Annotated in this window: 25 protein-coding genes; 13 read left to right on the top strand and 12 right to left on the bottom strand. The window is 68.0% G+C overall.

Annotated features, from left to right (window positions below):
* Positions 1-83 precede the first annotated feature (83 nt).
* Positions 84-770, top strand: coding sequence for a GntR family transcriptional regulator (locus JX613_RS12535; RefSeq protein WP_207101803.1), 687 nt, complete (start codon positions 84-86; stop codon positions 768-770).
* Here JX613_RS12535 and JX613_RS12530 read toward each other — a convergent pair.
* The gene (locus JX613_RS12530; RefSeq protein ID WP_207101802.1) at positions 767-2,020 is read right to left on the bottom strand and encodes a TRAP transporter large permease subunit; all 1,254 of its coding nucleotides are present in this window, start codon (positions 2,018-2,020) and stop codon (positions 767-769) included. The genes JX613_RS12535 and JX613_RS12530 overlap by 4 nt on opposite strands.
* A gap of 166 nt (positions 2,021-2,186) precedes the next feature.
* Between JX613_RS12530 and JX613_RS12525 the strand changes: the two genes are divergently transcribed.
* Positions 2,187-3,458, top strand: a complete 1,272-nt coding sequence (locus JX613_RS12525; RefSeq protein WP_207101801.1) for a L,D-transpeptidase family protein — start codon at positions 2,187-2,189, stop codon at positions 3,456-3,458.
* Complete coding sequence (locus JX613_RS12520; protein ID WP_207101800.1) at positions 3,455-4,210, top strand: extensin-like domain-containing protein; 756 nt, start codon at positions 3,455-3,457, stop codon at positions 4,208-4,210. The genes JX613_RS12525 and JX613_RS12520 overlap by 4 nt, the downstream gene beginning before the upstream one ends.
* A 13-nt stretch (positions 4,211-4,223) precedes the next feature.
* Here JX613_RS12520 and JX613_RS12515 read toward each other — a convergent pair whose 3' ends face one another.
* Both JX613_RS12515 and JX613_RS12510 read right to left on the bottom strand, forming a co-directional pair.
* On the bottom strand, positions 4,224-4,955 hold the full coding sequence (locus JX613_RS12515; RefSeq protein ID WP_207101799.1) for a Crp/Fnr family transcriptional regulator: 732 nt from the start codon (positions 4,953-4,955) through the stop codon (positions 4,224-4,226).
* 112 nt (positions 4,956-5,067) lie between these two features.
* Entirely contained in the window at positions 5,068-6,402 is a 1,335-nt protein-coding gene (locus JX613_RS12510) for a FliI/YscN family ATPase (RefSeq protein WP_207101798.1), read from the bottom strand.
* Positions 6,403-6,487: 85 nt separating this feature from the next.
* On the opposite strand from JX613_RS12510, the gene JX613_RS12505 reads away from it, so the two are divergent.
* Genes JX613_RS12505 through JX613_RS12460 form a run of 10 tightly spaced genes read left to right on the top strand, consistent with a single transcriptional unit; the run spans position 6,488 to position 12,133 of the window.
* Positions 6,488-6,874, top strand: a complete 387-nt coding sequence (locus tag JX613_RS12505; RefSeq protein WP_207101797.1) for a FlgB family protein — start codon at positions 6,488-6,490, stop codon at positions 6,872-6,874.
* Entirely contained in the window at positions 6,874-7,266 is a 393-nt protein-coding gene (flgC, locus tag JX613_RS12500) for a flagellar basal body rod protein FlgC (protein WP_207101796.1), read from the top strand. The genes JX613_RS12505 and flgC overlap by 1 nt, the downstream gene beginning before the upstream one ends.
* Before the next feature lie 12 nt (positions 7,267-7,278).
* Positions 7,279-7,563: a flagellar hook-basal body complex protein FliE gene (fliE, locus tag JX613_RS12495; RefSeq protein ID WP_207101795.1), complete on the top strand. Its 285-nt coding sequence runs from the start codon at positions 7,279-7,281 to the stop codon at positions 7,561-7,563.
* Positions 7,564-7,566: 3 nt separating this feature from the next.
* On the top strand, positions 7,567-7,833 hold the full coding sequence (locus tag JX613_RS12490) for a flagellar biosynthetic protein FliQ (RefSeq protein ID WP_207101794.1): 267 nt from the start codon (positions 7,567-7,569) through the stop codon (positions 7,831-7,833).
* A 1-nt stretch (position 7,834) separates the two neighbouring features.
* Positions 7,835-8,551, top strand: a complete 717-nt coding sequence (locus tag JX613_RS12485) for a flagellar hook-basal body complex protein (RefSeq protein WP_207101793.1) — start codon at positions 7,835-7,837, stop codon at positions 8,549-8,551.
* An 11-nt stretch (positions 8,552-8,562) separates the two neighbouring features.
* Complete coding sequence (gene flgG / locus JX613_RS12480) at positions 8,563-9,348, top strand: flagellar basal-body rod protein FlgG (protein ID WP_207101792.1); 786 nt, start codon at positions 8,563-8,565, stop codon at positions 9,346-9,348.
* Positions 9,348-9,761 (top strand): flagellar basal body P-ring formation chaperone FlgA, encoded by a 414-nt coding sequence (gene flgA / locus JX613_RS12475; protein ID WP_207101791.1) that lies wholly within the window; start codon positions 9,348-9,350, stop codon positions 9,759-9,761. The genes flgG and flgA overlap by 1 nt, the downstream gene beginning before the upstream one ends.
* 15 nt (positions 9,762-9,776) lie before the next feature.
* Positions 9,777-10,502 carry a flagellar basal body L-ring protein FlgH gene (flgH, locus tag JX613_RS12470; RefSeq protein ID WP_207101790.1) on the top strand — a complete coding sequence of 242 codons (726 nt, stop codon included), beginning with the start codon at positions 9,777-9,779 and terminating at the stop codon, positions 10,500-10,502.
* 8 nt (positions 10,503-10,510) lie between these two features.
* A complete protein-coding gene (locus JX613_RS12465) occupies positions 10,511-11,107 on the top strand; it encodes a hypothetical protein (RefSeq protein ID WP_207101789.1) in 597 nt (198 codons plus the stop codon).
* 60 nt (positions 11,108-11,167) lie between these two features.
* Positions 11,168-12,133 (top strand): glycosyltransferase, encoded by a 966-nt coding sequence (locus JX613_RS12460; RefSeq protein WP_207101788.1) that lies wholly within the window; start codon positions 11,168-11,170, stop codon positions 12,131-12,133.
* Here JX613_RS12460 and rfbA read toward each other — a convergent pair.
* From rfbA to JX613_RS12415, 9 genes are all read right to left on the bottom strand, one after another.
* The gene (gene rfbA, locus JX613_RS12455; RefSeq protein ID WP_207101787.1) at positions 12,103-12,981 is read right to left on the bottom strand and encodes a glucose-1-phosphate thymidylyltransferase RfbA; all 879 of its coding nucleotides are present in this window, start codon (positions 12,979-12,981) and stop codon (positions 12,103-12,105) included. The genes JX613_RS12460 and rfbA overlap by 31 nt on opposite strands.
* The gene (rfbD, locus tag JX613_RS12450) at positions 12,978-13,835 is read right to left on the bottom strand and encodes a dTDP-4-dehydrorhamnose reductase (RefSeq protein ID WP_207101786.1); all 858 of its coding nucleotides are present in this window, start codon (positions 13,833-13,835) and stop codon (positions 12,978-12,980) included. The genes rfbA and rfbD overlap by 4 nt, the downstream gene beginning before the upstream one ends.
* Complete coding sequence (gene rfbB / locus JX613_RS12445; protein ID WP_207101785.1) at positions 13,832-14,872, bottom strand: dTDP-glucose 4,6-dehydratase; 1,041 nt, start codon at positions 14,870-14,872, stop codon at positions 13,832-13,834. Before rfbB ends, rfbD begins: the two co-directional genes overlap by 4 nt.
* A complete protein-coding gene (gene rfbC, locus JX613_RS12440; RefSeq protein ID WP_207101784.1) occupies positions 14,869-15,429 on the bottom strand; it encodes a dTDP-4-dehydrorhamnose 3,5-epimerase in 561 nt (186 codons plus the stop codon). The genes rfbB and rfbC overlap by 4 nt, the downstream gene beginning before the upstream one ends.
* A gap of 81 nt (positions 15,430-15,510) precedes the next feature.
* On the bottom strand, positions 15,511-16,611 hold the full coding sequence (locus JX613_RS12435) for a flagellar basal body P-ring protein FlgI (RefSeq protein WP_207101783.1): 1,101 nt from the start codon (positions 16,609-16,611) through the stop codon (positions 15,511-15,513).
* The gene (locus JX613_RS12430; RefSeq protein ID WP_207101782.1) at positions 16,611-17,615 is read right to left on the bottom strand and encodes a hypothetical protein; all 1,005 of its coding nucleotides are present in this window, start codon (positions 17,613-17,615) and stop codon (positions 16,611-16,613) included. Before JX613_RS12430 ends, JX613_RS12435 begins: the two co-directional genes overlap by 1 nt.
* A gap of 2 nt (positions 17,616-17,617) precedes the next feature.
* Positions 17,618-19,072 (bottom strand): flagellar hook-associated protein FlgK, encoded by a 1,455-nt coding sequence (gene flgK, locus JX613_RS12425; protein WP_207101781.1) that lies wholly within the window; start codon positions 19,070-19,072, stop codon positions 17,618-17,620.
* Positions 19,073-19,084: 12 nt separating this feature from the next.
* A complete protein-coding gene (locus JX613_RS12420) occupies positions 19,085-20,401 on the bottom strand; it encodes a flagellar hook protein FlgE (protein WP_207101780.1) in 1,317 nt (438 codons plus the stop codon).
* 70 nt (positions 20,402-20,471) lie between these two features.
* Positions 20,472-21,209 carry a flagellar motor protein MotB gene (locus JX613_RS12415; RefSeq protein ID WP_207101779.1) on the bottom strand — a complete coding sequence of 246 codons (738 nt, stop codon included), beginning with the start codon at positions 21,207-21,209 and terminating at the stop codon, positions 20,472-20,474.
* Positions 21,210-21,290: the final 81 nt, after the last annotated feature.

Here is a 21,290-nt window from a genome sequence, read left to right as displayed (position 1 = left end):
TTCATAGTAAAAAAATGGCAAAAATACCCGGTAACCTTGTCCGGTCGCTTCGCGCATCCGGTGCGGCGGGCGGCGGCAGGCGCATGAACACCTGGCAATCCGTCCGCGCCGATGTGCTGGAGCGGATCCGAAGCCGGGAATGGCCCCCCGGAGAGCTGATCCCGACCGAACAGGAACTGGCCGTCAGCATGGGCTGCGCGCGCGCCACCGTGAACCGGGCGCTGCGCGAGCTGGCCGACAGCGGCATCATCGAACGCCGCCGCAAGGTGGGCACGCGGGTGGCCGCGACCTCGGCCCGGCGCACGGTGCTGGACATGCCCGCCATCCGCACCGAGATCGAGGGCATGGGCGCGGCCTATGCCTATCGCCTGTCGAACTTCCTGACCCGCCTGCCGACCGAGGCCGCCGCCCGCGCCCTGCAGGTTTCCCCGGCCGAGGAACTGGTGCTGGTCAAGGCGACCTATACGGCCGACGGCAACCCCCATTGCTGCGAAGCGATCTGGCTGAACCCGCGCATCCTGCCCCCCCTGACCCGCCAGGACGTGGAGGAGCAATCCGCCCATGAATGGCTGGCAAGCCAGGTGGCCCTGACGCATGGCCGCTTCTCGATCCTGGCGGATGCGGCCACCGGCGATTGCGCGCGCCACCTGAAGATCGCCGAGGGCACCCCCGTCCTGACCATCGAGCGCACCAACTGGAGCGACACGACCCCCGTGTCCTTCGCCCGCCAGTTCTATCCCCCCCATCATCGCCTGGTGTCCGAGGACTAGGGCCAGCCGGTCAGCGCCGGGAACAGCACGATCGCGGCCAGGACCAGAAGGTCCGCGAACAGGAACCGCAGGATGCCCGACAGGACCGGGCCGGGCGGAACGGTCTTGCTGGCGGTCGCCACGACCACCGCGATCAGCCCGAAGGGCGGCAGGACCAGCGCGGTCTCGACCAGCTTGACCAGGACGACCCCCGCCCAGACGGCATCGAGGCCCCAGACCTGTGCCAGGGCCAGCGCGAAAGGCAGCAGCAGAACCAGCATCGCCACCGGCTCGGCCAGCAAGGCCAGGGTGGCGCAGGCCAGGGCCAGCAGGGCCAGGGTGCCCAGGCGCGGCATGTCGGCGGCCCAGTCCGCCCAGGCGGCGGGGATGCCGGTCCTCTCCAGGAAGGCTAGGAACAGCGTCGCCGCGACCAGCACCAGCAGGATCGCCGCCGTCTGCCGCAGGGTTTCGCGCAGGGCGGACCACAGCGTCTCGGGCGTCAGGCGGCGCTGGACCAGGCCAAGGGCCAGCACCAGGGCCAGGCAGGCCGTCACGGCGGCAACCGGGGTCAGAAGGCCTGACCAGATCCCGCCCACGATGATCGCGAACAGCACCGGCGCGGGCCAGACCGCGCGCAGGACGGCGCTTGCCGGAATGGGCTGCGGCTGCGGCAGGGGGGCGGCTTGCGGATCGCGCCAAACCCACCACAGCACGGTGGCGATCATCCCCGCCAGTGACAAAAGCGCAGGCAGCAGCCCGGCCAGGATCATCGCGCCCACCGGCGTTCCCGACAGCAGCCCCCAGACGATCAGCAGCATCGAGGGCGGCAGCAGCGCCCCCAGCGTGCCGCCCATCGCGACCGAGGCCCCCGCCAGGCGCGGATCGTATCCCGCGCGCAGCATCGCGGGCAGGGCGATGCGCGACATGGTGGCCGCGCAGCCCAGCGACGACCCCGAGGCCGCGGCAAAGCCCGCGCAGCCCCCGATCGCGGCCAGCGCCAGCCCGCCGCGCCTGCCTTGCAAGGCAACCGCCGCCGCGTCATGCACCCCCGTGGCGAAACCCGCGTAAAAGGCCGTGTTGCCCAGCATCAGGACCAGCGGCACCAGCGCCAGATCCGGCGCCGACAGCAGCGCCGCCAGCGGATCCCACGCGCGCTCCAGGCTTCCCGTCCAGGCCAGGCAGGCCGCACCCGCCAGCATCAGCGCCAGGGCGGCAGGCATCCGCAGGGCCGTCAGCGCGACCGCCGCCGCCATCGCGGCAAGCCCCGCCATGCCCATCCCCTCGCCCGTCACCCTGTCCCCGGATATGCGTCCCTCGGGGCAGGCTACGGCGCTGCGGCCGCGAACTCAAACGGCAATTGACCGAAATGTGACCGGCGGTCTATCTGGCGATTTCGCGCAAGACCGCCAATGCTGCGCCCATCCGACGGAGACCCCCATGCCGCGCCTTTCGCCCCCGACCCTGCTTGCCCTGGCGCTTGCCTCGCTTTGTGCCCTGCCCGCGCAGGCCCAGACCGACAAGCCCTTCCTGGCAGCCGATGTGGAGGCCGCAAGCTATGACGGCGGCGAACTGCCCCCGGGGCGGTCGGCCCTGACGACCAAGGTGCAGGTGCTGCTGGACCGCTCCGGGATCTCTCCGGGCGTGATCGACGGCTTCAAGGGCGGCATGAGCCAGAGCGCGCTGATGGCCTTTGAACGCCGGTCGGGTCTGCCCATCGACGGGGTGATGGACCCGCATGTGTGGAACCTGCTGCAATCCTTTGCCGCGCAGCCCGCCACCCAGGACTATACCATCACCGCCGAGGATGCCGAGGGGCTGGTGGACGCGATCCCGACCGATTACGCCGAAAAGGCGAAGATGCCCGCCATGGCCCATACCAGCGTCGCCGAACGCCTGGGCGAACGCTTCCACATGGACGAGAAGTTCATCGCCTTCCTGAACCCCGGCACCGACCTGGTGCCCGGCGCCACCATCAAGGTCATCAACACCGGCAGCCGGATGCGCGGCACGGTGGCGCGCATCCTGGTCGATGTGAACACCCGCCGGGTGGCCGGGTTCGACGCGAACGGCAAGCTGCTGGTGGATTATCCCGCGACCATCGGGTCGTCGGCCACGCCCTCGCCTTCGGGCGATCACCATGTGGCAAAGGTGGCGCTGAACCCGAACTATACCTATGATCCCAAGAAGAATTTCCAGCAGGGCGACAACGACAAGGTGCTGGTGGTGCCGCCGGGGCCGAACGCGCCGGTGGGCACCGTCTGGATCGGGCTTTCCAAGCCGACCTACGGCATCCACGGCACGCCCACGCCCTCGCAACTGTTCCGCAACCAGTCGATGGGCTGCGTGCGCCTGACCAACTGGGACGCCGAGGAACTGGCCCACATGGTCCGCGTCAACACCACCACCGTCGAGTTCCTGCCCGCAGGCGTCACCATCGCCGATGCGACCGGCGCGGCACCCGCCGCCACCGCCCCGGCCGAGCCGCTGGAAACCCCTGCCGCCGCAGTTCCTGCCGCCCCGGCCCCGGAAGAACCGCTCGACTACACCGACCCGCTGGCCGCCAAGCGCGCCCCGGCCGAGGCGGTTTACGAGAACACCTCGGAAGAGGACGCCGAGTCTCTGGCACCGCCCGCCGATCCGCTGAGCAATGCCCTCAGCGGGGCGCTGCCCGACAGTTTCGTCGTCCCGCCTGCCGCCGGGCAGCCATGATCCGGGCGGGGGCGATCCTGCTGGCGCTGCTGGTGCCGCTGGCCCCCGCGGCGGCGCAGGACCGCCCGCCGGAACGGCCCGGGGAAACCGCCGCCCCGCCCGAGGCATCGGCGGAAACCGTTCCCCCGCCGACCGCGATGTTCGGTCCCCCCGCGCCCCCTGCCTGGTGGATGCTGCGCGAAACCGACCAGGAACTTGCCGCCTGCAAGCTGGCGCTGTCCCATCTGGGCACGGTTTATGCCGAACAGCCGCCCCTCACCGACGCTGCCGACCCCGATTGCGGCATCGCCCGGCCGATCCGGGTCGATCGGATCCTGCCCGACCTGGTGCTGGAAGGGGGCGCGGTGATGCGCTGCGACACGGCGCGGGGGCTTGGCTTCTGGGCGCGCGACTTCCTGCGTCCGGCGGCATCCCACCTGCCGGGCGCGCCCCGCGTCACGGGCCTGCGACTGGGCACGACCTATGACTGCCGACCGCGCATCGGCACGGGCGAGGACCGGCCCAAGCTGTCGGAACACGCGCTTGGCAATGCCATCGACATCGCCGCCGTCCTGTTGGACGGGGCCGATCCGCTGGTGATCCAGCCGCGCACCGACACCGGCGACCTGGCCGAGGCCTTCCAGCGCACCATCCGCGCGGCCGGTTGCCTGTTCTTCACCACGGTGCTTGGCCCCGGCGCGAACGCGGCGCATGACGACCACCTGCACCTGGACATCGCCGCCCGCCGCGGCGGCTGGCGGTTGTGCCAGTAGGCCTTGCCCGCGATCATCGGCTGGCGCGCTCCAGATCCAGATAGGACGGATCGAAGCGCGACAACAGCACCAGGCCCTTCCAGTCGATGATGCCGATGTCCGATCCCGACCAGCGGATCAGGCCGCGATCGCGCAAGTCCCGCACGGCGCGGTTCACGTGGATCGGGGAATAGCCCAGGATATCGGCCAGTTCGCGTTGCAGCAGCGGCAGTTGGAACTGCCCGTCCGAGGCCGCGCCCACCGCCGTCAGGCGCGTGTAGATCTCGCACAAGAGATGCGCCAGATGCGCGCTGGAGCGCAGCGAGGCCGCGGCGACCAGCCATTGCCGGTGGATCGCCGATTCGATCAGCGTGGCCATCCACAAAAGCCGGGTCAGGTGGGGAAAGTTCTCGGTGATCTCGGTCAGTTCGGCATGGTCGATGAACTCGACCTCGACGGGGCCCACCGCGACGATGGAATGATCCAGCCGGGCCAAGACAAAGGCGTGAAGATCGACAAAGTCGCCGGGAACGTGCAGGGCCGTGATCACCCGGTCGTCGGGACGGCCGACCAGACGGTTCGACCGCGCGGACAACCCCCGCAGCATCATGCAGCTGCGGGTCGGGCTGCTGCCCGCAGGAACGATCACCTCGCCCGCGCCGAAGCTCGCATGGTGAGTCTTGATGGCCCGGAGGCGTTCAAGGTCTTCCGGGGCCAGAGTATCGCGTCTTTGAAGATAACGGACAAAGTACTCGGTGATTGCCAATTCCGTCCCCTTGCTCTGGCAGCGGACAGTTGCAAATCGTGCTGCACTGCGCAATGGCCCGCCCTCCCAGCCTAACATTCATTAAGCGAACTCAACCGCTTGCACTTGATGATCACGCGCGCGCGCCCTGGCGTGGGCTGCCCTGAACCCGGAGCGCCGCAGCAAGTTCCACAAAGCTGTCGGCGACCCCGTTCGTCTTGCGCGTCACGAAGTCGTCAAGCTGCGGAAAAAGCTTCACGGCCTCGTCCAGGCGCGCATCCGATCCGGGTGCGTAAAGGCCGGCGCGAATCATCAGTTCGGATTCCGCATAGGCGCCAAGGGCGGCCCTGGCCTTGCCGATCATCCTGTTCTCGTCAGCGGTGGCGGCGTCGGGCAAGGACCGCGACACCGATCTTACCACATCGATGGCCGGAAAGCGCCCCCGTTCCGCAATCGTCCGCTCCAGCACGACATGGCCGTCCAGGGTGCCGCGCAGGATGTCGGCCACCGGCTCCTCCATGTCGGACCCTGCGACCAGCACGCTGAAGATGCCGGTGATGTCGCCCGTCCCCTCCAGCCCCGGGCCCGACCGTTCGGCCAGCGCCATGATCAGGTTCGACACCGAGGGCGGAAAGCCGCGATAGCTGGGGGGTTCGCCCGCCGCCAGGGCGATCTCGCGATGCGCCTCGGCAAAGCGGGTGATCGAATCGGCCAGGAACAGCACATGCCGCCCCCCGTCGCGGAAATGCTCGGCCACGGCCATCGCGGCCCAGGCACAGCGCCGCCGGATCAGCGGCGATCGGTCCGAGGTCGCGGCCACGATCACCGCCCGTGCCATGCCCTCGGGGCCCAGGGTCTTTTCGACGAATTCGCGCAATTCCCGGCCCCGCTCGCCGATCATGGCGATGACCACCACATCGGCCTGCACGCCCCGGGCAAGGCCCGACAGCAGCGTGGACTTGCCCACCCCCGATCCCGCGAACAGCCCGATCCGCTGGCCCGTGACCAGCGGCAGCAGCGTGTCGAAGACCGCGAATCCCGTGGGCAGGCGCGTGCCCAGCCTCTTGCGGCGCACGGCGGGCGGGGCCTCGCGGCGGTAAGGGCGCGGCTCGCGGCCCGTGGGCAGGGGGCGGCCGTCCAGCGGCTGGCCCAGGGGGTCGATGATTCGCCCGATCCAGGCGTCGCAGGGGGCGATGGTGGGGGCGAACAGCAGTTCCACCTCGGCCCCCACCGACAGGCCCTCGGCATCGCCCTCAGGCAGCACATCGGCATGGCGCGGGCCAAGCCCGACGACCTCGCCCGCCACCTGCCCTTTCTGCAAAGAAATCAGCACCCTGTCGCCCACCGAGGCATGGCTGTTCAACCCCTCGGCCCGGATCAGCCCGGCATGCATCGAATGCACCCGGCCAAAGTGCCGCGTCATGCGCAGATCGGCGATCCGCGCCGCGATCGAGGTCAGTTGGTCCATCTCACCCTCCGGTTTTTTCGGGCCGCAAACGGTTTCTAAACGAATCGGGGTTAAGACCGGGTTATCGCCAATGAGGAGAAGCCTCATGTTTGAAAAGATCGAAATGATGCGCATGGCCCGTGCCATGGGCCAATACGCCAGCCAGCGGCAGGTCACTGTCGCCCGCAACATCGCCAATGCCGACACCCCCGGCTTCAAGGCCGAGGATTTGCAGTCCTTCACCGACAGCTATCGCAGCGCGGCTTATGCCGCGATGCGCACAACCGACCCGCGCCACCTGGAAGCGCCCGACTGGTCGCCCGCCACCCATGCCACGGTGTCGGAAACCGGCGTGTCGCCCAACGGCAACTCGGTCTCGCTGGAGGAGGAGATGCTGAAGGCGGCCGAGGTCAAGCGCGGGCACGACCTGTCGCTGGGCATCTACAGCTCGGCGCTGGATCTGCTGCGCACCAGCATCGGGAGGCGTGCGTGATGGACCAGCCCGTTTCCGCCCTGCACCTGTCCGCATCGGGGATGCGCGCCCAAGGCGAACGCCTGCGCCACACGGCCGAGAACATCGCCAACGTGGACACGCCCGGCTATCGCCGCAAGCTTGTCACCTTCGAGGAGGCCGTCCGCTTCGGCCGCCCCACCGGCGAGGTCGAGGCATCGAAGCTGCGGCTGGACCAGACGGACCTGCCGCGGGTCTATGACCCCTCGCATCCGCTGGCCGACAAGGACGGCTATTACCTGGGATCCAACGTCGATCTGGTGATCGAGATCGCCGATTCCCGCGAGGCGGGCCGCAGCTACGAGGCCAACCTGAAAATGTTCGAGCAGACGCGCCAGATGGGCGCGTCGCTTCTGGAACTTCTGCGTCGCTAGAAAGGGTCGCCCATGTTTACCAGTTTGAATGCAGCCAGTGCCTATTCCGCCGCCCGCACCGCCGTGGCGCCGGGCCAGCCCGCCCCCGCCGTCCAGGCGCTGTCCAACGCCGCCGAGGATTTCGCGGCCCAGATGGGCCAGGTCGATCAGGTGGCGGCCGGCGCCATGACTGGCCAGGTCGAAACCCACCGCCTGGTCCAGACCATCGCCGAGGCCGAGGTCGCCCTGGAAACCGTGGTCGCCATCCGCGACAAGGTGGTCGAGGCCTATCAGGAAATCCTGCGGATGCCGGTCTGAGCCATGGACGAGACGCTGCTCTTCGACATGCTGCGCCAGGCGCTGCTGATCTCGGTCCGCATTTCCGCCCCGATGCTGGCGGTGGCGCTGATCGCGGGCGTGGTGATCGGCCTGTTCCAGGCGCTGACCTCGGTCCAGGAGATGACGCTGACCTTTGTGCCCAAGGTCGGGCTGATGCTGGCCGTCTTCTGGGTCACCATGAGCTTCATGACCACCGCGCTGTCCGATTTCTACTTGGGGCAGATCATCCCCCTGGTTGCGGGAAGCTGACATGGACAACGCGATCTATGCGACGCTGACCCGGCAATCGGGCTTGATGGCGGAAATGCGCGTGGTGGCCAACAACATCGCCAACGCCAACACCACCGGCTTCCGCCGCGAGGGGGTGATCTTCGCCGAACACCTGTCGGCGCTGGACCGCAGCGGCGACACGCTGTCGATGGCCCATGCCCGCGGCCGGACCCTGGATCTGGACCAGGGCGTGCTGACCCAGACGAACGGCAACTTCGACCTCGCCATCGAGGGCGAGGGCTTCTTCCTGGTCGAGACACCCGAGGGCAACCGCCTGACCCGCGCTGGCGCCTTCCTGCCCTCGGCCGAGGGCGAGCTGATGACCGCCGACGGCTTCCGCCTGCTGGACGAGGGCATGGCGCCCCTCATCGTGCCCGCTGGCGCCAGCGATGTCGCGGTGGGCGCCGACGGCACGCTGTCGGCCAATGGCGTGGCCTTCGGCAAGATCGGCGTCTTCACCGCGCCCGAGGACGCGCAGCTGACCCACCAGGGCGGCACCGCCTTCACCACCGACGCCGCCCCCGAGCCCGTCGAGGACGCCCGCATCCGCCAAGGCTTCCTGGAGGAATCCAACGTCGATTCCGTCTTCGAGATCACCCGCATGATCGAGGTCCAGCGCGCCTACGAGCTGGGCCAGTCCTTCCTTGACCGCGAAGATCAGCGCATCCGCAGCGCGATCACCGGCATGACCCGCTGAAAGGTCCACCCATGAGAGCCCTGCAGATCGCCGCAACCGGCATGAGCGCCCAGCAGACCCGCGTCGAGGTCATCTCGAACAACCTCGCCAACATGTCCACCACCGGCTACAACGCGCGGCGCGCGGAATTCGCCGACCTGACCTATCAGCAGGCGACCCGTCCCGGCACCGTGACCGCCGCCGACGGCACCGTCATCCCGGCGGGTGTCCAGCTGGGACTGGGCGTGCGCCCCACGGCGGTCAGCATCAACCTGCAACAGGGTTCGCTGACCCAGACCGGGGGCGACCTGGACCTGGCCATCGACGGCGACGGCTATCTCGAGGTGACGCTGCCCTCCGGCCTCTCGGCCTATACGCGCGACGGCGGGCTGAAGCGGTCGCCCGACGGGCTGATCGTGACCTCGGACGGCTATCAGGTCGCGCCGGGGATCACCATTCCCGACGATGCGCGCAGCATCTCGATCAATGCGGCGGGCGAGGTTTACGCCTATTTCACCAACCAGGTCGAGCCCGAGATGCTGGGGCAACTGACCCTGGCGGGCTTTTCCAACGAAAAGGGGCTCGAAGCGATCGGGTCCAACCTGTTCCTGGAAACCGCCGCCTCCGGCACGCCCCAGGTGACGACGCCCGGCCAGGAGGGGCTTGGCATCCTGCGCCAGGGCTATCTGGAGGACAGTTCTGTCGATTCCGTGCGCGAGATCACCGAACTGATCAAGGCGCAGCGCGGCTATGAACTCAACGCCAAGGTCATCACCGCCGCCGACCAGATGCTGGCGGCCACCACGCAGGTGCGCTGATGCGCTGGCTGGTCCTGCTTCTGGCGCTTGGCCCCCTGCCTGCCGGGGCGGCGGTTCTGGCGGCGGCGCGGACGCTGCCTGCCGGCACGGTCATCACGGCGGGCGACCTGCGCGCCATTGACGGCGACCGGCCCGGCCTGTCCGACCCGTCTCAGGCGATCGGCCTGCAAACCCGCATCACCATCCACGAAGGCCGCCCGCTGCAAGCCTCGCTGCTCCAGGCGCCCAGGCTGATTTCGCGCAACCAGATCCACCCGCTGGTCTTCCAGCGCGGCGCGCTGCGCATCGTGACCGAGGCGCGGACCCTGTCCGACGGGGCCGCGGGCGAGGTGATCCGCGTCATGAACCTGGAATCCCGCGCGACCATCAGCGCCGTGGTCCAGCCCGACGGCAGCCTGCTGGCCATGAAATAGACCCAAGGATTTCCCATGAAACCGACCCATTTCCTGTGCCTGGCCTTGGCGGTCTCGGCTTGCGCGCGCACCGACCACCTGGGCAAGCCGCCCAGCCTCACCTCGCCCCGCAACAGCGAGGAATTCATCGCCATGACCAACCCGCCCCTGGAGATTCCCGTCGATTCCGGCCGCCCCGAGGCCGCGGCCTCGCTCTGGGCCGGGACTACGTCGTCGCTGATCAGCGACCGTCGGGCGGCCACGCGCGGCGACATCCTGACCGTGGTGATCGAGATCGACGACGAGGCGCAGATGACCAACAGCTCGGGGCGCAGCCGGTCCTCGGACGAAAGCGTGTCGATCCCGCAGATGATCGGCATCCCGCAGCGCCTGAACGAAAAGCTGCCCGAGGGCGCCAGCTTCGACAACCTGGCCGAGGCCGAGGCCTCGTCCTCCTACAAGGGCAGCGGCAACATCACCCGGCGCGACAAGCTGACCCTGCGCGTCGCCGCCACCGTGATCGACCAGCTGCCCAACGGCACCCTGCAGATCGAGGGCACCCAGGAAGTGCGCGTGAACTATGAGCTGCGCGAGCTGACCGTCAGCGGCTTCGTGCGCCCCGCCGACATCGACCGCAGCAACGAGATCGCCTATGACCGCATCGCGGGCGCGCGCATCTCCTATGGCGGGCGCGGGCAGATCACCGATGTCCAGCAACCCCGCTTCGGCCAGCAGCTGGCCGATGTGATCCTGCCTTATTGAGGCCGCAGATGAAGAAGATCCTGATGCTGCTGGTTCCTGTTGTCGCCCTTTTCGCAGGTGTCGCTGCGGGCGAGATGCTGCGCCCCGCGTCAGACGTGGCCGGACAGGCCGAAGCCGAAGCCCCTGCCGAAGGTCATGGCGGCGCGGATGCCGCCGAACCGGGCGCCGATCATGCCGCCGAGGAAGCCTCGGATCACGCAGCTCCTGCCCCGGCCGAGGACCATGCCGCCGCATCGGCCGATCATGGCGGCGGCGGGCACGGGGGCGAGGGCCCGGTTCCGGCCGAAGGCTGGTTCACCTTTCCGTCCCAATTCTTCGTGCCCTTGATGCGCAACGGCGACATGGGCGCGGTGATGATCCTGACCCTGACCATCGAGACACCCGGCGCCGACTTGCAGGCGATGGAACAGCAGGAACACCGCCTGCGCGACGCGCTGCTGCGCGAGCTGCTGATCCACGCCAATACCGGCGGTTTCGACGGCAACTTCACCTCCGAGGCGCGGCTGGCCCCCCTGCGCGAGCGGCTGCAAAAGGCCGCGCAGGCCAGCACCGACCTGACCGTCAAGGCCGTCCTGATCGAGGATATCGCGCGCCAGGCCGGCTGACGGTTGCATCCGCCAGGGCGGCAGGGCAGAAACCGGCCCTGCCCCTTCAAGGACATGCCGGTGGACCGCCCCCTTTCCAACGATTGCATCACGATCCTGCTAGCCAGCTATCGCGGCGGGGCCTTCATCGGCGCGCAACTGGACAGCATCGCCGCGCAGACCCATCGGGACTGGCGGCTGATCGTGTCGGATGACGGCTCGGACGACGGCACGCCCGAGATCGTCGCGGATTTCGCGGCATCCCGCCCTGCGGGCCAGGTGCAGGTGATCCAGGGGCCCGGGCGTGGCGCCACGCAGAACTTCCTGCACCTGCTGTCGCTCGCGCCCGAGGGGATGATCGCCTTTTGCGACCAGGACGATGTCTGGTTCCCCGACAAGCTGGCCCGCGCGGCGGCCGCGCTGTCGGCGCAGGACGGCCCGGCCCATTACGCCGCCCGCACCATCATCACCGACGCGGCCCTGGCCCCCGTGGCCGAATCGCGCCATTTCCGCCGCCCCCTGGGCTTTCGCAATGCCCTGGTCCAGGCGATCATGGCGGGCAATACCTCGGTCTTCAACGGGCAGGCCGCGGCGATCCTGCGGCGCTGCGTCCCGGCGGCCCGGGCGCAGAACATCGAATCGCATGACTGGTGGGCTTACCAGATCACGGCGGGCGCGGGGGCCGCGCTGATCCACGACCCGCGCCCCGCGCTGTTCTATCGCCAGCACCCCAGAAGCGTGATGGGCCGCAACGACACGATGGCCGCCATGTCGCAGCGGATCGCAAGGCTGCTGGCGGGCGAATACGGCGGCTGGCTGGCGGCCAATCACGCCGCCTTGGATGCCGTCCGGTCCGAACTGCTGCCCGAAAACCGCGCGGTCCTAGACCAATTCGGCGCGGTCCTGCGCCAGCCCGGACCCTTGGCTGCGGCACGCATGGCGCGGCTCGGCCTTTACCGCCAGACGCGGTCCGGAACCGCCGCCCTGTTCGCGGCGGCCCTGATGGGCCGGTTGCGTCAGGACGGCCCCAGAAGGCCCATCAGATAGCGGCCATAGGCGTTCTTGGAATAACGCCGCGCCTGTTCGCGCAAGGCATCCTCGGTGATCCAGCCGGCCTCGAAGGCGATCTCCTCGGGGCAGCCGGTCTGCAGGCCCTGGCGCTTTTCCAGGGTGCGCACGAAGTTGCCCGCGTCCAGCAGGCTTTCATGGGTGCCGGTGTCCAGCCAGGCGAACCCCCGGCCCATCTTCTCGACCGTCAGGCTGCCCTCGTGCAGATAGCTTTCCAGCAGGCTCGTGATCTCAAGCTCACTCCGATCCGAGGGTTTGACCTGCCTGGCGCGTTCCGACGCCGTGCCATCCAGGAAATAAAGCCCCGTGACCGCGAAGTTCGAAGGCGGCGTTTTCGGCTTTTCAATGATCGCGCGCGCGCGCCCGTCCGGCTGGAAATCGACAACGCCATACCGCTCGGGGTCGGAGACGCGATAGCCGAAGACCGTGCCGCCGCTGTCGCGCCCGTCGGCCGCCTTCAGCAGTTCGGGCAGGCCGTGGCCGAAGAAGATGTTGTCGCCCAGCACCATGGCGGAGGGCGCGCCGGCCAGGAAATCCTCGGCCAGCAGATAGGCCTGCGCCAGCCCGTCGGGCGAGGGCTGGACGATCCATTCGAAGCGCAGCCCCCATTGCGCGCCGTCGCCCAGAAGGCGCTGGAATTGCGCCTGGTCCTCGGGGGTGGTGATGATCGCGATGTCGCGGATGCCCGCCAGCATCAGCACGCTGATCGGGTAATAGATCATCGGCTTGTCATAAAGCGGCAAAAGCTGTTTCGAGACGCCCATGGTGATCGGATAAAGCCGCGTCCCCGAGCCCCCCGCCAGAATGATGCCCTTGCGTGCGGTCATGTCGTGTATCCCAGATGCTTCAGAACGGTGCCCAGGTCGGCCCGCCAGTCGGGCCGCTCGATGCCGAAATCCCGCGCGATGTGGGAACAATCCAGCCGCGAATTGGCCGGGCGGCGCGCCGGGGTCGGATAGTCGCTGGCCGGAATGCCGCGCACCTGGCAGGCAAGGCCTGCCTGCGCAAAGATCTCGCGCGCGAAACCGGCCCAGCTGATGTCGGGGGCCCCGGCAAAGTGGTAAAGCCCGCCTTTTTGCGGATCGGCCAGCATCTGGCGCGTCATCGTGAGCAGGGCGGCCGCGATCCGGCCCGCCTCGGTCGGGCCACCGATCTGGTCGGCCACGACGTTGAGGCTGTCGCGTTCCGCGCCAAGGCGCAGCATCGTCTTGACGAAATTCGCGCCATCCGGGGAAAACACCCAGGAGGTGCGCATCACCGCCCATTGCCCGCCCGCCGCCGCCACCCGGCCTTCGCCGTCCAGCTTGGTCCGGCCATAGACGCCCAGGGGGGCGGTCGCGGCATCCTCGGTCCGCGCGCGGTTGCCCGACCCGTCGAAGACATAGTCGGTGGACACATGCAGGAAGGGGATGCCCAGGTCGGCCGCAGCCCGAGCGAGCAGGCCCGGCGCCGTCGCGTTCAGCATCGCGGCCGCCTCGGCATCCGTTTCCGCGCGGTCAACGGCGGTATAGGCCGAGGCGTTGATGATCGCCCTTGGCCGCAGCGCGCGGATCCGGTTGGCGACGGGATGGGGGTCGGACAGGTCGGCCTCGGCCCGGCCCCAGACGGTTGCCTCCGGCGCCTGCCGGGCCAGCGCCTGCGCAAGCTGCCCGGATTGTCCCAGAACCAGCAGGCCGTTCATGTCCCTTGCCCCAGACGCTGGCCGACGCCCTCGCGCGACAAAAGCGGCTGCCACCAGCCGCGGTTCTGCAGATACCATTCGACGGTGCGCCGCAGCCCTTCCTCGACCGTGACCGAGGGGCGCCAGCCCAGCTCGGTGCGGATGCGGGCCGGGTCGATCGCATAGCGGCGGTCATGGCCGGGACGATCCGTGACAAAGGTGATCAGGTCGGCATGGGGCGCGCCCTGGGGGTGCAGGGCGTCCATATGCGCGCAGATGGTGCGCACCAGGTCGATGTTTCTGGCCTCGTTCTCGCCGCCGATGTTGTAGCTGCGGCCGACCTCGCCCTTTTCGACGACCAGCAGCAGGGCGTCGGCGTGATCCTCGACATACAGCCAGTCGCGCACGTTGCCGCCGTCGCCATAGACGGGGATCGGCTCGCCCGCCAGGGCCTTGAGGATGACCACCGGAACCAGCTTTTCGGGGAAGTGGTAGGGGCCGTAATTGTTGGAACAGTTGGTCAGCAGGACCGGCAGGCCATAGGTCTCGTGCCAGGCGCGCACCAGATGGTCCGAGCCCGCCTTGCTGGCCGAATAAGGGCTGCGTGGATCATAAGGCGTGGTTTCGGTGAACTGCCCGGTCTCGCCCAGCGAGCCGAACACCTCGTCGGTCGAGATGTGATGAAAGCGGAAGCCTTCGGGGCGGCCGCGACTGGTCCAATGGCTGCGCGCGGCCTCCAGCATGTTGAAGGTGCCGATCACGTTGGTCTCGATGAAGGCGGCGGGTCCGTCGATCGACCGATCGACATGGCTTTCGGCGGCCAGGTGCATCACGGCATCGGGCCGGTGCGTGGCAAAGACCCGGTCCAGCGCGGCCCGGTCGCGGATATCGACATGCTCGAAACGGTAAAGGGGGCTGTCGGCGGCCTCGGCCACGTTGGCGGGATTGGCGGCATAGGTCAGGGCATCGACATTGACGACCTCGTGCCCGCGCCGGACGGCCAGCCGGACCACGGCCGACCCGATGAACCCGGCGCCGCCGGTGACGAGGATCTTCATGCGGCACCCTGGTATTCAAAAGGGGATTGCCAGTCGGCGAAAGCCGGGGCGTCCCGGTCCTTGTCGGACAGCAGGGGCTCCTCGACCCCCCAGTCGATGCCAAGGCTGTCCCACCGGACCGCGCCGTCGCTGGCCTTGTCGTAGGGGGCGGTGCATTTGTAGACGATCTCGGTATCGGGCTCGCGCGTGACGAAACCGTGCAGGAAGCCGGGCGGCACCCAAAGCTGCCGGCCATTTTCATGGGACAGCTCGACCCCGACCCACCGGCCATAGGTCGGGCTGCCCCGGCGCCCATCGACCGCAACATCCCACAAGGCCCCACGCCCGCAGCGCACCAGCTTGCCCTGAGCAAAGGGCGGCGCCTGGTAATGAAGCCCCCGGACGGTGCCTGCGCGGCGCGACATCGAATGGTTGTCCTGGACGAAGTCCGGCAGGCTTACGCCGGCATCGGACAGGGTCTTCCGGTTCCAGCTTTCCGAGAAAAAACCGCGCTCATCGCCAAAGCGGGCAGGCGTGATCACCAGAACATCCGGCAAGGCGGTGGCTTCTATCTTCATGAGATCATCCAGATCTGAAAACGTCGCCTATCGTCTATGCGATGGTTCCGACGGTGTCACTTGCCTTGAAACGCGCCCGCTTCATTCGATGATCAGATCGGCGTGCAAGGCCCCCGCGGCATGGATGGATTTCAGGATGTCGATCATCTCGCGCGGGCGCACGCCAAGCGCGTTCAGCCCCTCGACCAGATCGCTGAGCGAGGTTTCCCCCGCGACCTCGGCAAAGCCGATGCCGGGCTCGTTGCGCAACTCGGCAACCGTTCGGGGCACCGTCACGGTCTCGCCTCGGGCGAAGGGATTGGGCTGCGACACCATCGGCGCCTCGCTGACCTGCAGCGTCAGGGCGCCCTGCGAGACCGCGACCCGAGAGATGCGCACCCGTTCGCCGATGACGATGGTGCCCGACTTGTGGTCGATGACGACCTTGGCACGGTCCTCTGGCTCGACCGTCAGGTTCTCGATGCGGCCCAGCACGCGGGCCGGATTGACATCGCCCAGCTGCCGGAACTCGACCATCACCGTGCCGCTGTCCTGGGTGACGGCGACGCGGCGGTCGAAATCGCGGTTGATGGCATCCTCGATCCGGGTGGCGGTGGTGAAATCGGCGTTGCGCAAGGCGATGCGGATGTTCTCGATACCGGCAAAGTCGAACTCGACCTCGCGCTCGACCCGGGCGCCGACCGGGATCTTGCCCGATGTGGGCACCCCCTCGACCACGCGGGCGGCCTCTCCCTCGACCGCGGCGCCGCTGGCGATGATCGAGCCCTGGGCCACCGCATAGATGTTGCCGTCTGCAGCCTTCAAGGGCGTCATCACCAGCGTCCCGCCCAGCAGGCTTTTCGCGTCCCCGATGGTCGAGACGCTGACATCGATGCGGCTGCCCGAGCGCGCAAAGGGCGGCAGGGTGGCGGTGACGACAACGGCCGCCACGTTGCGGGACCGCAGCGCCTCGTCCGTGACGTTGACGCCCAGCCGTTCCAGCAGGCCGGCCAGCAGTTCCTCGGTAAAGGGGGCGTTGCGGAAGCCGTCGCCGGTGCCGTCCAGGCCGACCACCAGGCCATAGCCGACAAGATCGTTGCCCCGCACCCCGTCGAAATCCGCCAGATCCTTGACGCGGACCGGCACCGCCGCCGCAGCCAGCGGCAACAAGACCAGGAAGATCACCGCAAGAAGGCGCCGCATCAGATGTAATCCGCCAGCTTCAGCTGCGACAGGCGGCCGATCACGGTGTAAAGCGTCTGCAGCTTGGTTTCGGCATCGCTGATCGCGGTCGAGGTGGCAAAGGGATCGGCCTCCCGCAGGGTGTTTCGCGCGATTTGCAGCGTGGCACTGGCCGCGTCCCCTTCGGTCTGCGCGCTGGCGATCACCTGCTGGGCATAGCCGATGCGCGACATCTCGGCTGTCAAGGCGGGCGCATTGTCCAGCAGGGCCTTGCCCGCGCCTTGCAGCAACTTCTGCCCTTCCTGGGGATCCGAGCGCAGAACGCCGCGGTCGATCAGGGCTGCGGTCGCCAAACCTTTCAGGCTGTCGCGGATCGCGGGCGACAAGGCGGTCGTGGTCAGGGCGATGGTCGTTTCCTCGCCGATCGGCATCAGCCGGCCCCCTGCCCCGCCGCGATAGGCCACATCCGCAAAACCGCCCGAAGGCGCGTCGAACCAGTCCGACACCGCCTGCGTCACATCCTCGGCCGTAGTCAGGCCCGACACCAGGGTCGTCAGTTCCGACAGGATCGCATCGGCCGAGGCCAGCGGGGGCGTATCGCTTGCCATGCCCGAGAACAAAAACCTCTGCCCGACCGAGCCGTTCAACTGCCCGATCACCGTCTGCAGGGCCGAGGCCGCCTCGGCCGAGCGGGCGGTCATCAGCTCGTCGGTGGGCGAGGCGGGCTCTATGTAAAGGCCCTGTCCCAGCTTTTCGGTTGCCGACTGGACGGCCGTCAGCGCGTCCTGCATCCCCTTGGCATGGGCGGCAGCCTCGGCGGCGTTGTTCTTGAACTGCGCCAGCATCGCCAGCCGCGCCTCGATCCCGGCAAGGTTCTGGGTGTTGCCGCCCAGCCTTGCGCCCAGGTCGGCAACCTCGCCGCTGGAGAGTTCCGCGGTCAGGGTCGCCAGCGTGGTCTTGATCCGGCTGGAGGCCGACTGCATGGCAAAGGCCCGCGCCTGATCCCCGATGGATTGCACCGTCATCTTCAAATCTCCAGTATCTGGTCCATCATGGTCTGGATGGCCTGGATCACCCGCGCATTGGCGGCATAGGCCTGTTCGTATTGCAGCAGCTTCTGCATCTCGGCGTCGCTGTCCACGCCATCGGCGGTCAGCCGGGTGGTGATGGTATCGGCCTGGCTGTTGCGGACCGCGGCCTCGGACTGCGCATTCACGCGCGCGGTGGAGATCTGCGTTTCGACCGATGCCAGGCGCGCGGCCAGCGAGGCCTTGCCGCTGAAGGCGGTTCCGGTTGCGGCGGCCGAGGCCTCGCTCAGCGCGCCGGACATGGCAACCAGCAGCGCGGAATCGCCCACCGCCCCGGAGGTCGTGGCGCCCAGGCCCGCGCGGATGCGCCAGGCCTCGCCCCCTTCGCTTGCCACGACAGCATCGTTGACGCTGATCCGTCCCGCAAGCCCGGTCTTCGTTGCCGCGCTGGCGCGTGCGCCGTCATCGGTGAAAAGACCGGCGGATGTGGCGCTGATCGTGGGATCGACGGCCGGATCCGCCAGGCGGTCGTGCAGGTCAAGCGCGAGGTCGTCCAGCAGGCTTTGCGCAGCGGGGGCCAGTTCGTCGCGGATGGCGAAGTTGGCGGCAAGCGATCCGCCGGCGTAAAGCCGCATCTGCGATTGCGTCAGTTCCACGCCGTTCTGGGTCAGCATGGACAGCCCCGTTCCGGCCGTCCTGTCCGCCGTCACCTGTCCTGCAGGGGTGAAGGACAGTTCCGTCGGCCTGGTGCCATCCAGCAGCACCGCGCCTTCCGCCGTGAACAGCGCGACCGCGCCCGCGGCCCGCGTCACCTCCTGCACCGGGACGATCTTCGATATCTCGCTGATGATGCCCTGGCGCTGGTCGTAAAGCGACGATGGGTCCGAGCCATCCGCCTCGAGAACCGCGATCTTGCGGTTCAGGTCGGCCACCTGGGCCAGCGCCGTGTTCAGCGTGGCGACATCGGTGGCAATGGCTTGGTCCGCCTCGGTGCGCGCGGCCTGAACCTCGTCCGAGAGGGCGTTCAGCCGGCTGGCCAGGGTGGCGGCCTTGTCGACCACCTGGGTCAGGCGGATTTCGTCGTCGGGCCTGCTGGCCGCCGAGGCCAGGGCGGTCTGGAAATCGCTGAGCGCAGAGCCCAGGCTGCCTGTATTGCCGGCGATGCCGATCGCCTCCTCGATCCTTGTGGCGAAATCCAGGCGCGTGGTGGCGTCCGCCCGCGCCGCCTCGGCCAGGCGCGATTCGGACAGCACGCTGGCATTGACGGCGCGCGTCACGCCATCGACCCGCACGCCCCCGGCATTGCCGCCCGCCGTCTGGGCGCTGACAATCAGATCCCGCCGCGCATAGCCGGGGGTCGAGGCGTTGGCCAGGTTTGCCGCAACCGCCTCGGTCCCCCGCGCGGTGGCGGTCAGGCCGGAAATGGCATTTCCAAGGGCGCGCGCGATGCTCATCCCGGTTATCCCTTACCGCTTGATGTTGGTGGTTTCCTGAAGCATCTCATCCACGGTCTGGATGATCTTCGCGTTGGACGAATAGGCCCGCTGCGTCTGGATCAGGTGGGTCAGCTCCTCGGCCACGTCGGTGGTCGATTCCTCCAGCGCGTAACCCTGGACCGACCCCGTCGGCCCGTCGCCCGCGTCCCACAGGAAGAAGTTGCCCGAGGTGGACGAGATCGTGAAGGCCTGCGAATCGACCGAGTTCAGGCCGTTCGGATTGGGCACGTCCACCAGCGGGACCTGGTACAGCGTCTTGACGAAGCCCGTGTCATAGGTGGCCTTCAGGAAACCATCCGCATCGACCTCGACCGAGGTCAGGTTGCCGACCGGGGATCCGTTCTTGGCGATGTTGGTGGCCGAGTAGCTGGTCGAAACCTGGCTCAGCCCGGTCGTGCCGCCCGGTGTGCCGATGACCAGGTCCATGGGCCCGCCCGCCACGGTCAGGCCGATCGCCCCGGTCACGGGATCATAGGCACCGCCGCTGAGCGTGGTCACGCTGGCGATCCTGCCGCCATTGGCCTGACTTTCGTCAAAGGTGATCCGATAGGATCCGACAAGGTTCGATGCCGGGTCCGAGGCGCTGTCGCGCACCTCCATCACCCAGGTGGATGACATGCCCGTCGCATCGGACGTGTCGGGAATGAAGCTGATGTTCAGCGATTCGGACGTGCCGAGGTTGCCGTAATAGTCAACCTTCACGTTATAGGGATCGCCCGACGCGTCCGGCAGCGTTTCTGTCGCCTTCAGGCGCACGCCCAGCGAAATCTCGGTCGTCGGATCGGCTGCGGTCTGATAGGGGTTGATCCGGATGGGCTCCAGCCCGCCCATGCTGTCGCGCGACATCGTCGGAACCGTGCCGTCGGCCTGCGCGGGCCATCCCATCAGGACCAGGCCCGATTGGGTCTTCAGATAGCCTTCCGCATCGGTGCGGAACGATCCGGTCCGCGTCATCATGAAGGGCAGGTCCGTGTAGCCGTTGTCCAGATCCACCGCCGAGGTCACCGGCAGCATCCCGCGGCCCGAAACGGCGATGTCCAGCGGATGCGTGGTCGTGGACAAGGCCCCGTCATCCTCGATCAGGCGCTGCGTCGTGGCCGTCACGCCGCCCGCCGAATACAGCCCCGCGATGCGGTGCTGGTTCAGCACGAAGGAATTGAAATCCGTCTCCATCCGCTTGTAGCCATAGGTGCCCGAGTTCGCGATGTTGTCGGAAATCGTCGCAAGACGGGTAGAATTGGCCGCCAGCCCCGAGACACCGGCGCTCATCGCGGAAGATATTGACATGGCATCACCTTCTTGTGGTTCGCCTTGGATCATCCACCGCAGGGCTTAAGATTCGCCTAACCGCGCCCCTTCATCTGAGTAAAATCACCTCGATCCGGTTGTTGGCGGGATCCATCGGGTTTCCTGTCTTGGACTTGCGGTCGGCATAGCCGGTGACGCGCTGGATGCGCTGTTGGTCCAGGCGGGCTTCCTCCAGCAGGTTGCGCACGGCGTGCGCCCGGGCATCCGACAGCGCCCAGACGGGCGAGTTCACCAGCGTTTCGGGAAAGGCCCGGACATGGCCCGAAACCGCGACCTGGTTGCGGGTCTTGGCCATGACGCGCGCGACGATTCGCGTCAGTTCCCGCAGGACCGGCTGCGGCTGGCCGGTGTCACCGACGAACAAGGGCTGGTCGGTCAGGTCGCCCAGTTCGATCACCAAGCCCTCGTCCGTCATGCGGGTGACCACATGGCGCAAAAGGTTGGTCAGCTGCTGCGATTCGCCCCCCGTGGCGCGGATCTGCCGCTCGATCTCCTCGGCCACCTGCTCCAGGGGCGTGTCCGAGGGATCCTTGCCCTGCTTCTCGACCCCCTCGCCCGAGGCGCCGGGGGTGCGCACGATGGTCGGGTTGAAGTAATCGGCCAGCCCCTGCCGCTGCTGCTCGGTCGTGGCGTTCAGCAGCCACATCAGCAGGAAAAAGGCCATCATCGCGGTCACGAAATCCGCATAGGCCACCTTCCATGCCCCGCCATGGTGCCCCCCCTCCGCCGAGGCGGTCACCCGCTTGATCATGATCGTGGATCCCGTGGATCCCTTTTGCCTTGCCATCGCCCTACCGCCTTTACAGTCAGCCGGAATGTCGCGGGTGGCGGGGCAAAGAACAAGTTAACCCTTCAAATGCAAGGCATT

The sequence above is a fragment of the Paracoccus shandongensis genome (assembly GCF_017315735.1).
GTDB classification, from domain to species: Bacteria; Pseudomonadota; Alphaproteobacteria; order Rhodobacterales; family Rhodobacteraceae; genus Paracoccus; species Paracoccus shandongensis.
The sequence above is the reverse complement of the archived record's forward strand: the minus strand, read 5'-3'. Positions and strand labels throughout refer to the sequence as shown.

What these genes read in the sequence shown, in the direction of transcription:
- JX613_RS12505 (WP_207101797.1), top strand. Translation starts at nt 6,488, where the DNA reads ATGTTTGAAAAGATCGAAATGATGCGCATGGCCCGTGCCATGGGCCAA.
- JX613_RS12430 (WP_207101782.1), bottom strand. Translation starts at nt 17,615, where the DNA reads ATGACGGTGCAATCCATCGGGGATCAGGCGCGGGCCTTTGCCATGCAG.
- JX613_RS12420 (WP_207101780.1), bottom strand. Translation starts at nt 20,401, where the DNA reads ATGTCAATATCTTCCGCGATGAGCGCCGGTGTCTCGGGGCTGGCGGCC.
- rfbC (WP_207101784.1), bottom strand. Translation starts at nt 15,429, where the DNA reads ATGAAGATAGAAGCCACCGCCTTGCCGGATGTTCTGGTGATCACGCCT.
- rfbB (WP_207101785.1), bottom strand. Translation starts at nt 14,872, where the DNA reads ATGAAGATCCTCGTCACCGGCGGCGCCGGGTTCATCGGGTCGGCCGTG.
- JX613_RS12530 (WP_207101802.1), bottom strand. Translation starts at nt 2,020, where the DNA reads ATGGCGGGGCTTGCCGCGATGGCGGCGGCGGTCGCGCTGACGGCCCTG.
- flgK (WP_207101781.1), bottom strand. Translation starts at nt 19,072, where the DNA reads ATGAGCATCGCGCGCGCCCTTGGAAATGCCATTTCCGGCCTGACCGCC.
- rfbA (WP_207101787.1), bottom strand. Translation starts at nt 12,981, where the DNA reads ATGACCGCACGCAAGGGCATCATTCTGGCGGGGGGCTCGGGGACGCGG.
- rfbD (WP_207101786.1), bottom strand. Translation starts at nt 13,835, where the DNA reads ATGAACGGCCTGCTGGTTCTGGGACAATCCGGGCAGCTTGCGCAGGCG.
- JX613_RS12490 (WP_207101794.1), top strand. Translation starts at nt 7,567, where the DNA reads ATGGACGAGACGCTGCTCTTCGACATGCTGCGCCAGGCGCTGCTGATC.
- JX613_RS12535 (WP_207101803.1), top strand. Translation starts at nt 84, where the DNA reads ATGAACACCTGGCAATCCGTCCGCGCCGATGTGCTGGAGCGGATCCGA.
- JX613_RS12520 (WP_207101800.1), top strand. Translation starts at nt 3,455, where the DNA reads ATGATCCGGGCGGGGGCGATCCTGCTGGCGCTGCTGGTGCCGCTGGCC.
- flgA (WP_207101791.1), top strand. Translation starts at nt 9,348, where the DNA reads ATGCGCTGGCTGGTCCTGCTTCTGGCGCTTGGCCCCCTGCCTGCCGGG.
- JX613_RS12415 (WP_207101779.1), bottom strand. Translation starts at nt 21,209, where the DNA reads ATGGCAAGGCAAAAGGGATCCACGGGATCCACGATCATGATCAAGCGG.
- JX613_RS12525 (WP_207101801.1), top strand. Translation starts at nt 2,187, where the DNA reads ATGCCGCGCCTTTCGCCCCCGACCCTGCTTGCCCTGGCGCTTGCCTCG.
- flgH (WP_207101790.1), top strand. Translation starts at nt 9,777, where the DNA reads ATGAAACCGACCCATTTCCTGTGCCTGGCCTTGGCGGTCTCGGCTTGC.
- flgC (WP_207101796.1), top strand. Translation starts at nt 6,874, where the DNA reads ATGGACCAGCCCGTTTCCGCCCTGCACCTGTCCGCATCGGGGATGCGC.
- JX613_RS12485 (WP_207101793.1), top strand. Translation starts at nt 7,835, where the DNA reads ATGGACAACGCGATCTATGCGACGCTGACCCGGCAATCGGGCTTGATG.
- fliE (WP_207101795.1), top strand. Translation starts at nt 7,279, where the DNA reads ATGTTTACCAGTTTGAATGCAGCCAGTGCCTATTCCGCCGCCCGCACC.
- JX613_RS12510 (WP_207101798.1), bottom strand. Translation starts at nt 6,402, where the DNA reads ATGGACCAACTGACCTCGATCGCGGCGCGGATCGCCGATCTGCGCATG.
- JX613_RS12465 (WP_207101789.1), top strand. Translation starts at nt 10,511, where the DNA reads ATGAAGAAGATCCTGATGCTGCTGGTTCCTGTTGTCGCCCTTTTCGCA.
- JX613_RS12435 (WP_207101783.1), bottom strand. Translation starts at nt 16,611, where the DNA reads ATGCGGCGCCTTCTTGCGGTGATCTTCCTGGTCTTGTTGCCGCTGGCT.
- flgG (WP_207101792.1), top strand. Translation starts at nt 8,563, where the DNA reads ATGAGAGCCCTGCAGATCGCCGCAACCGGCATGAGCGCCCAGCAGACC.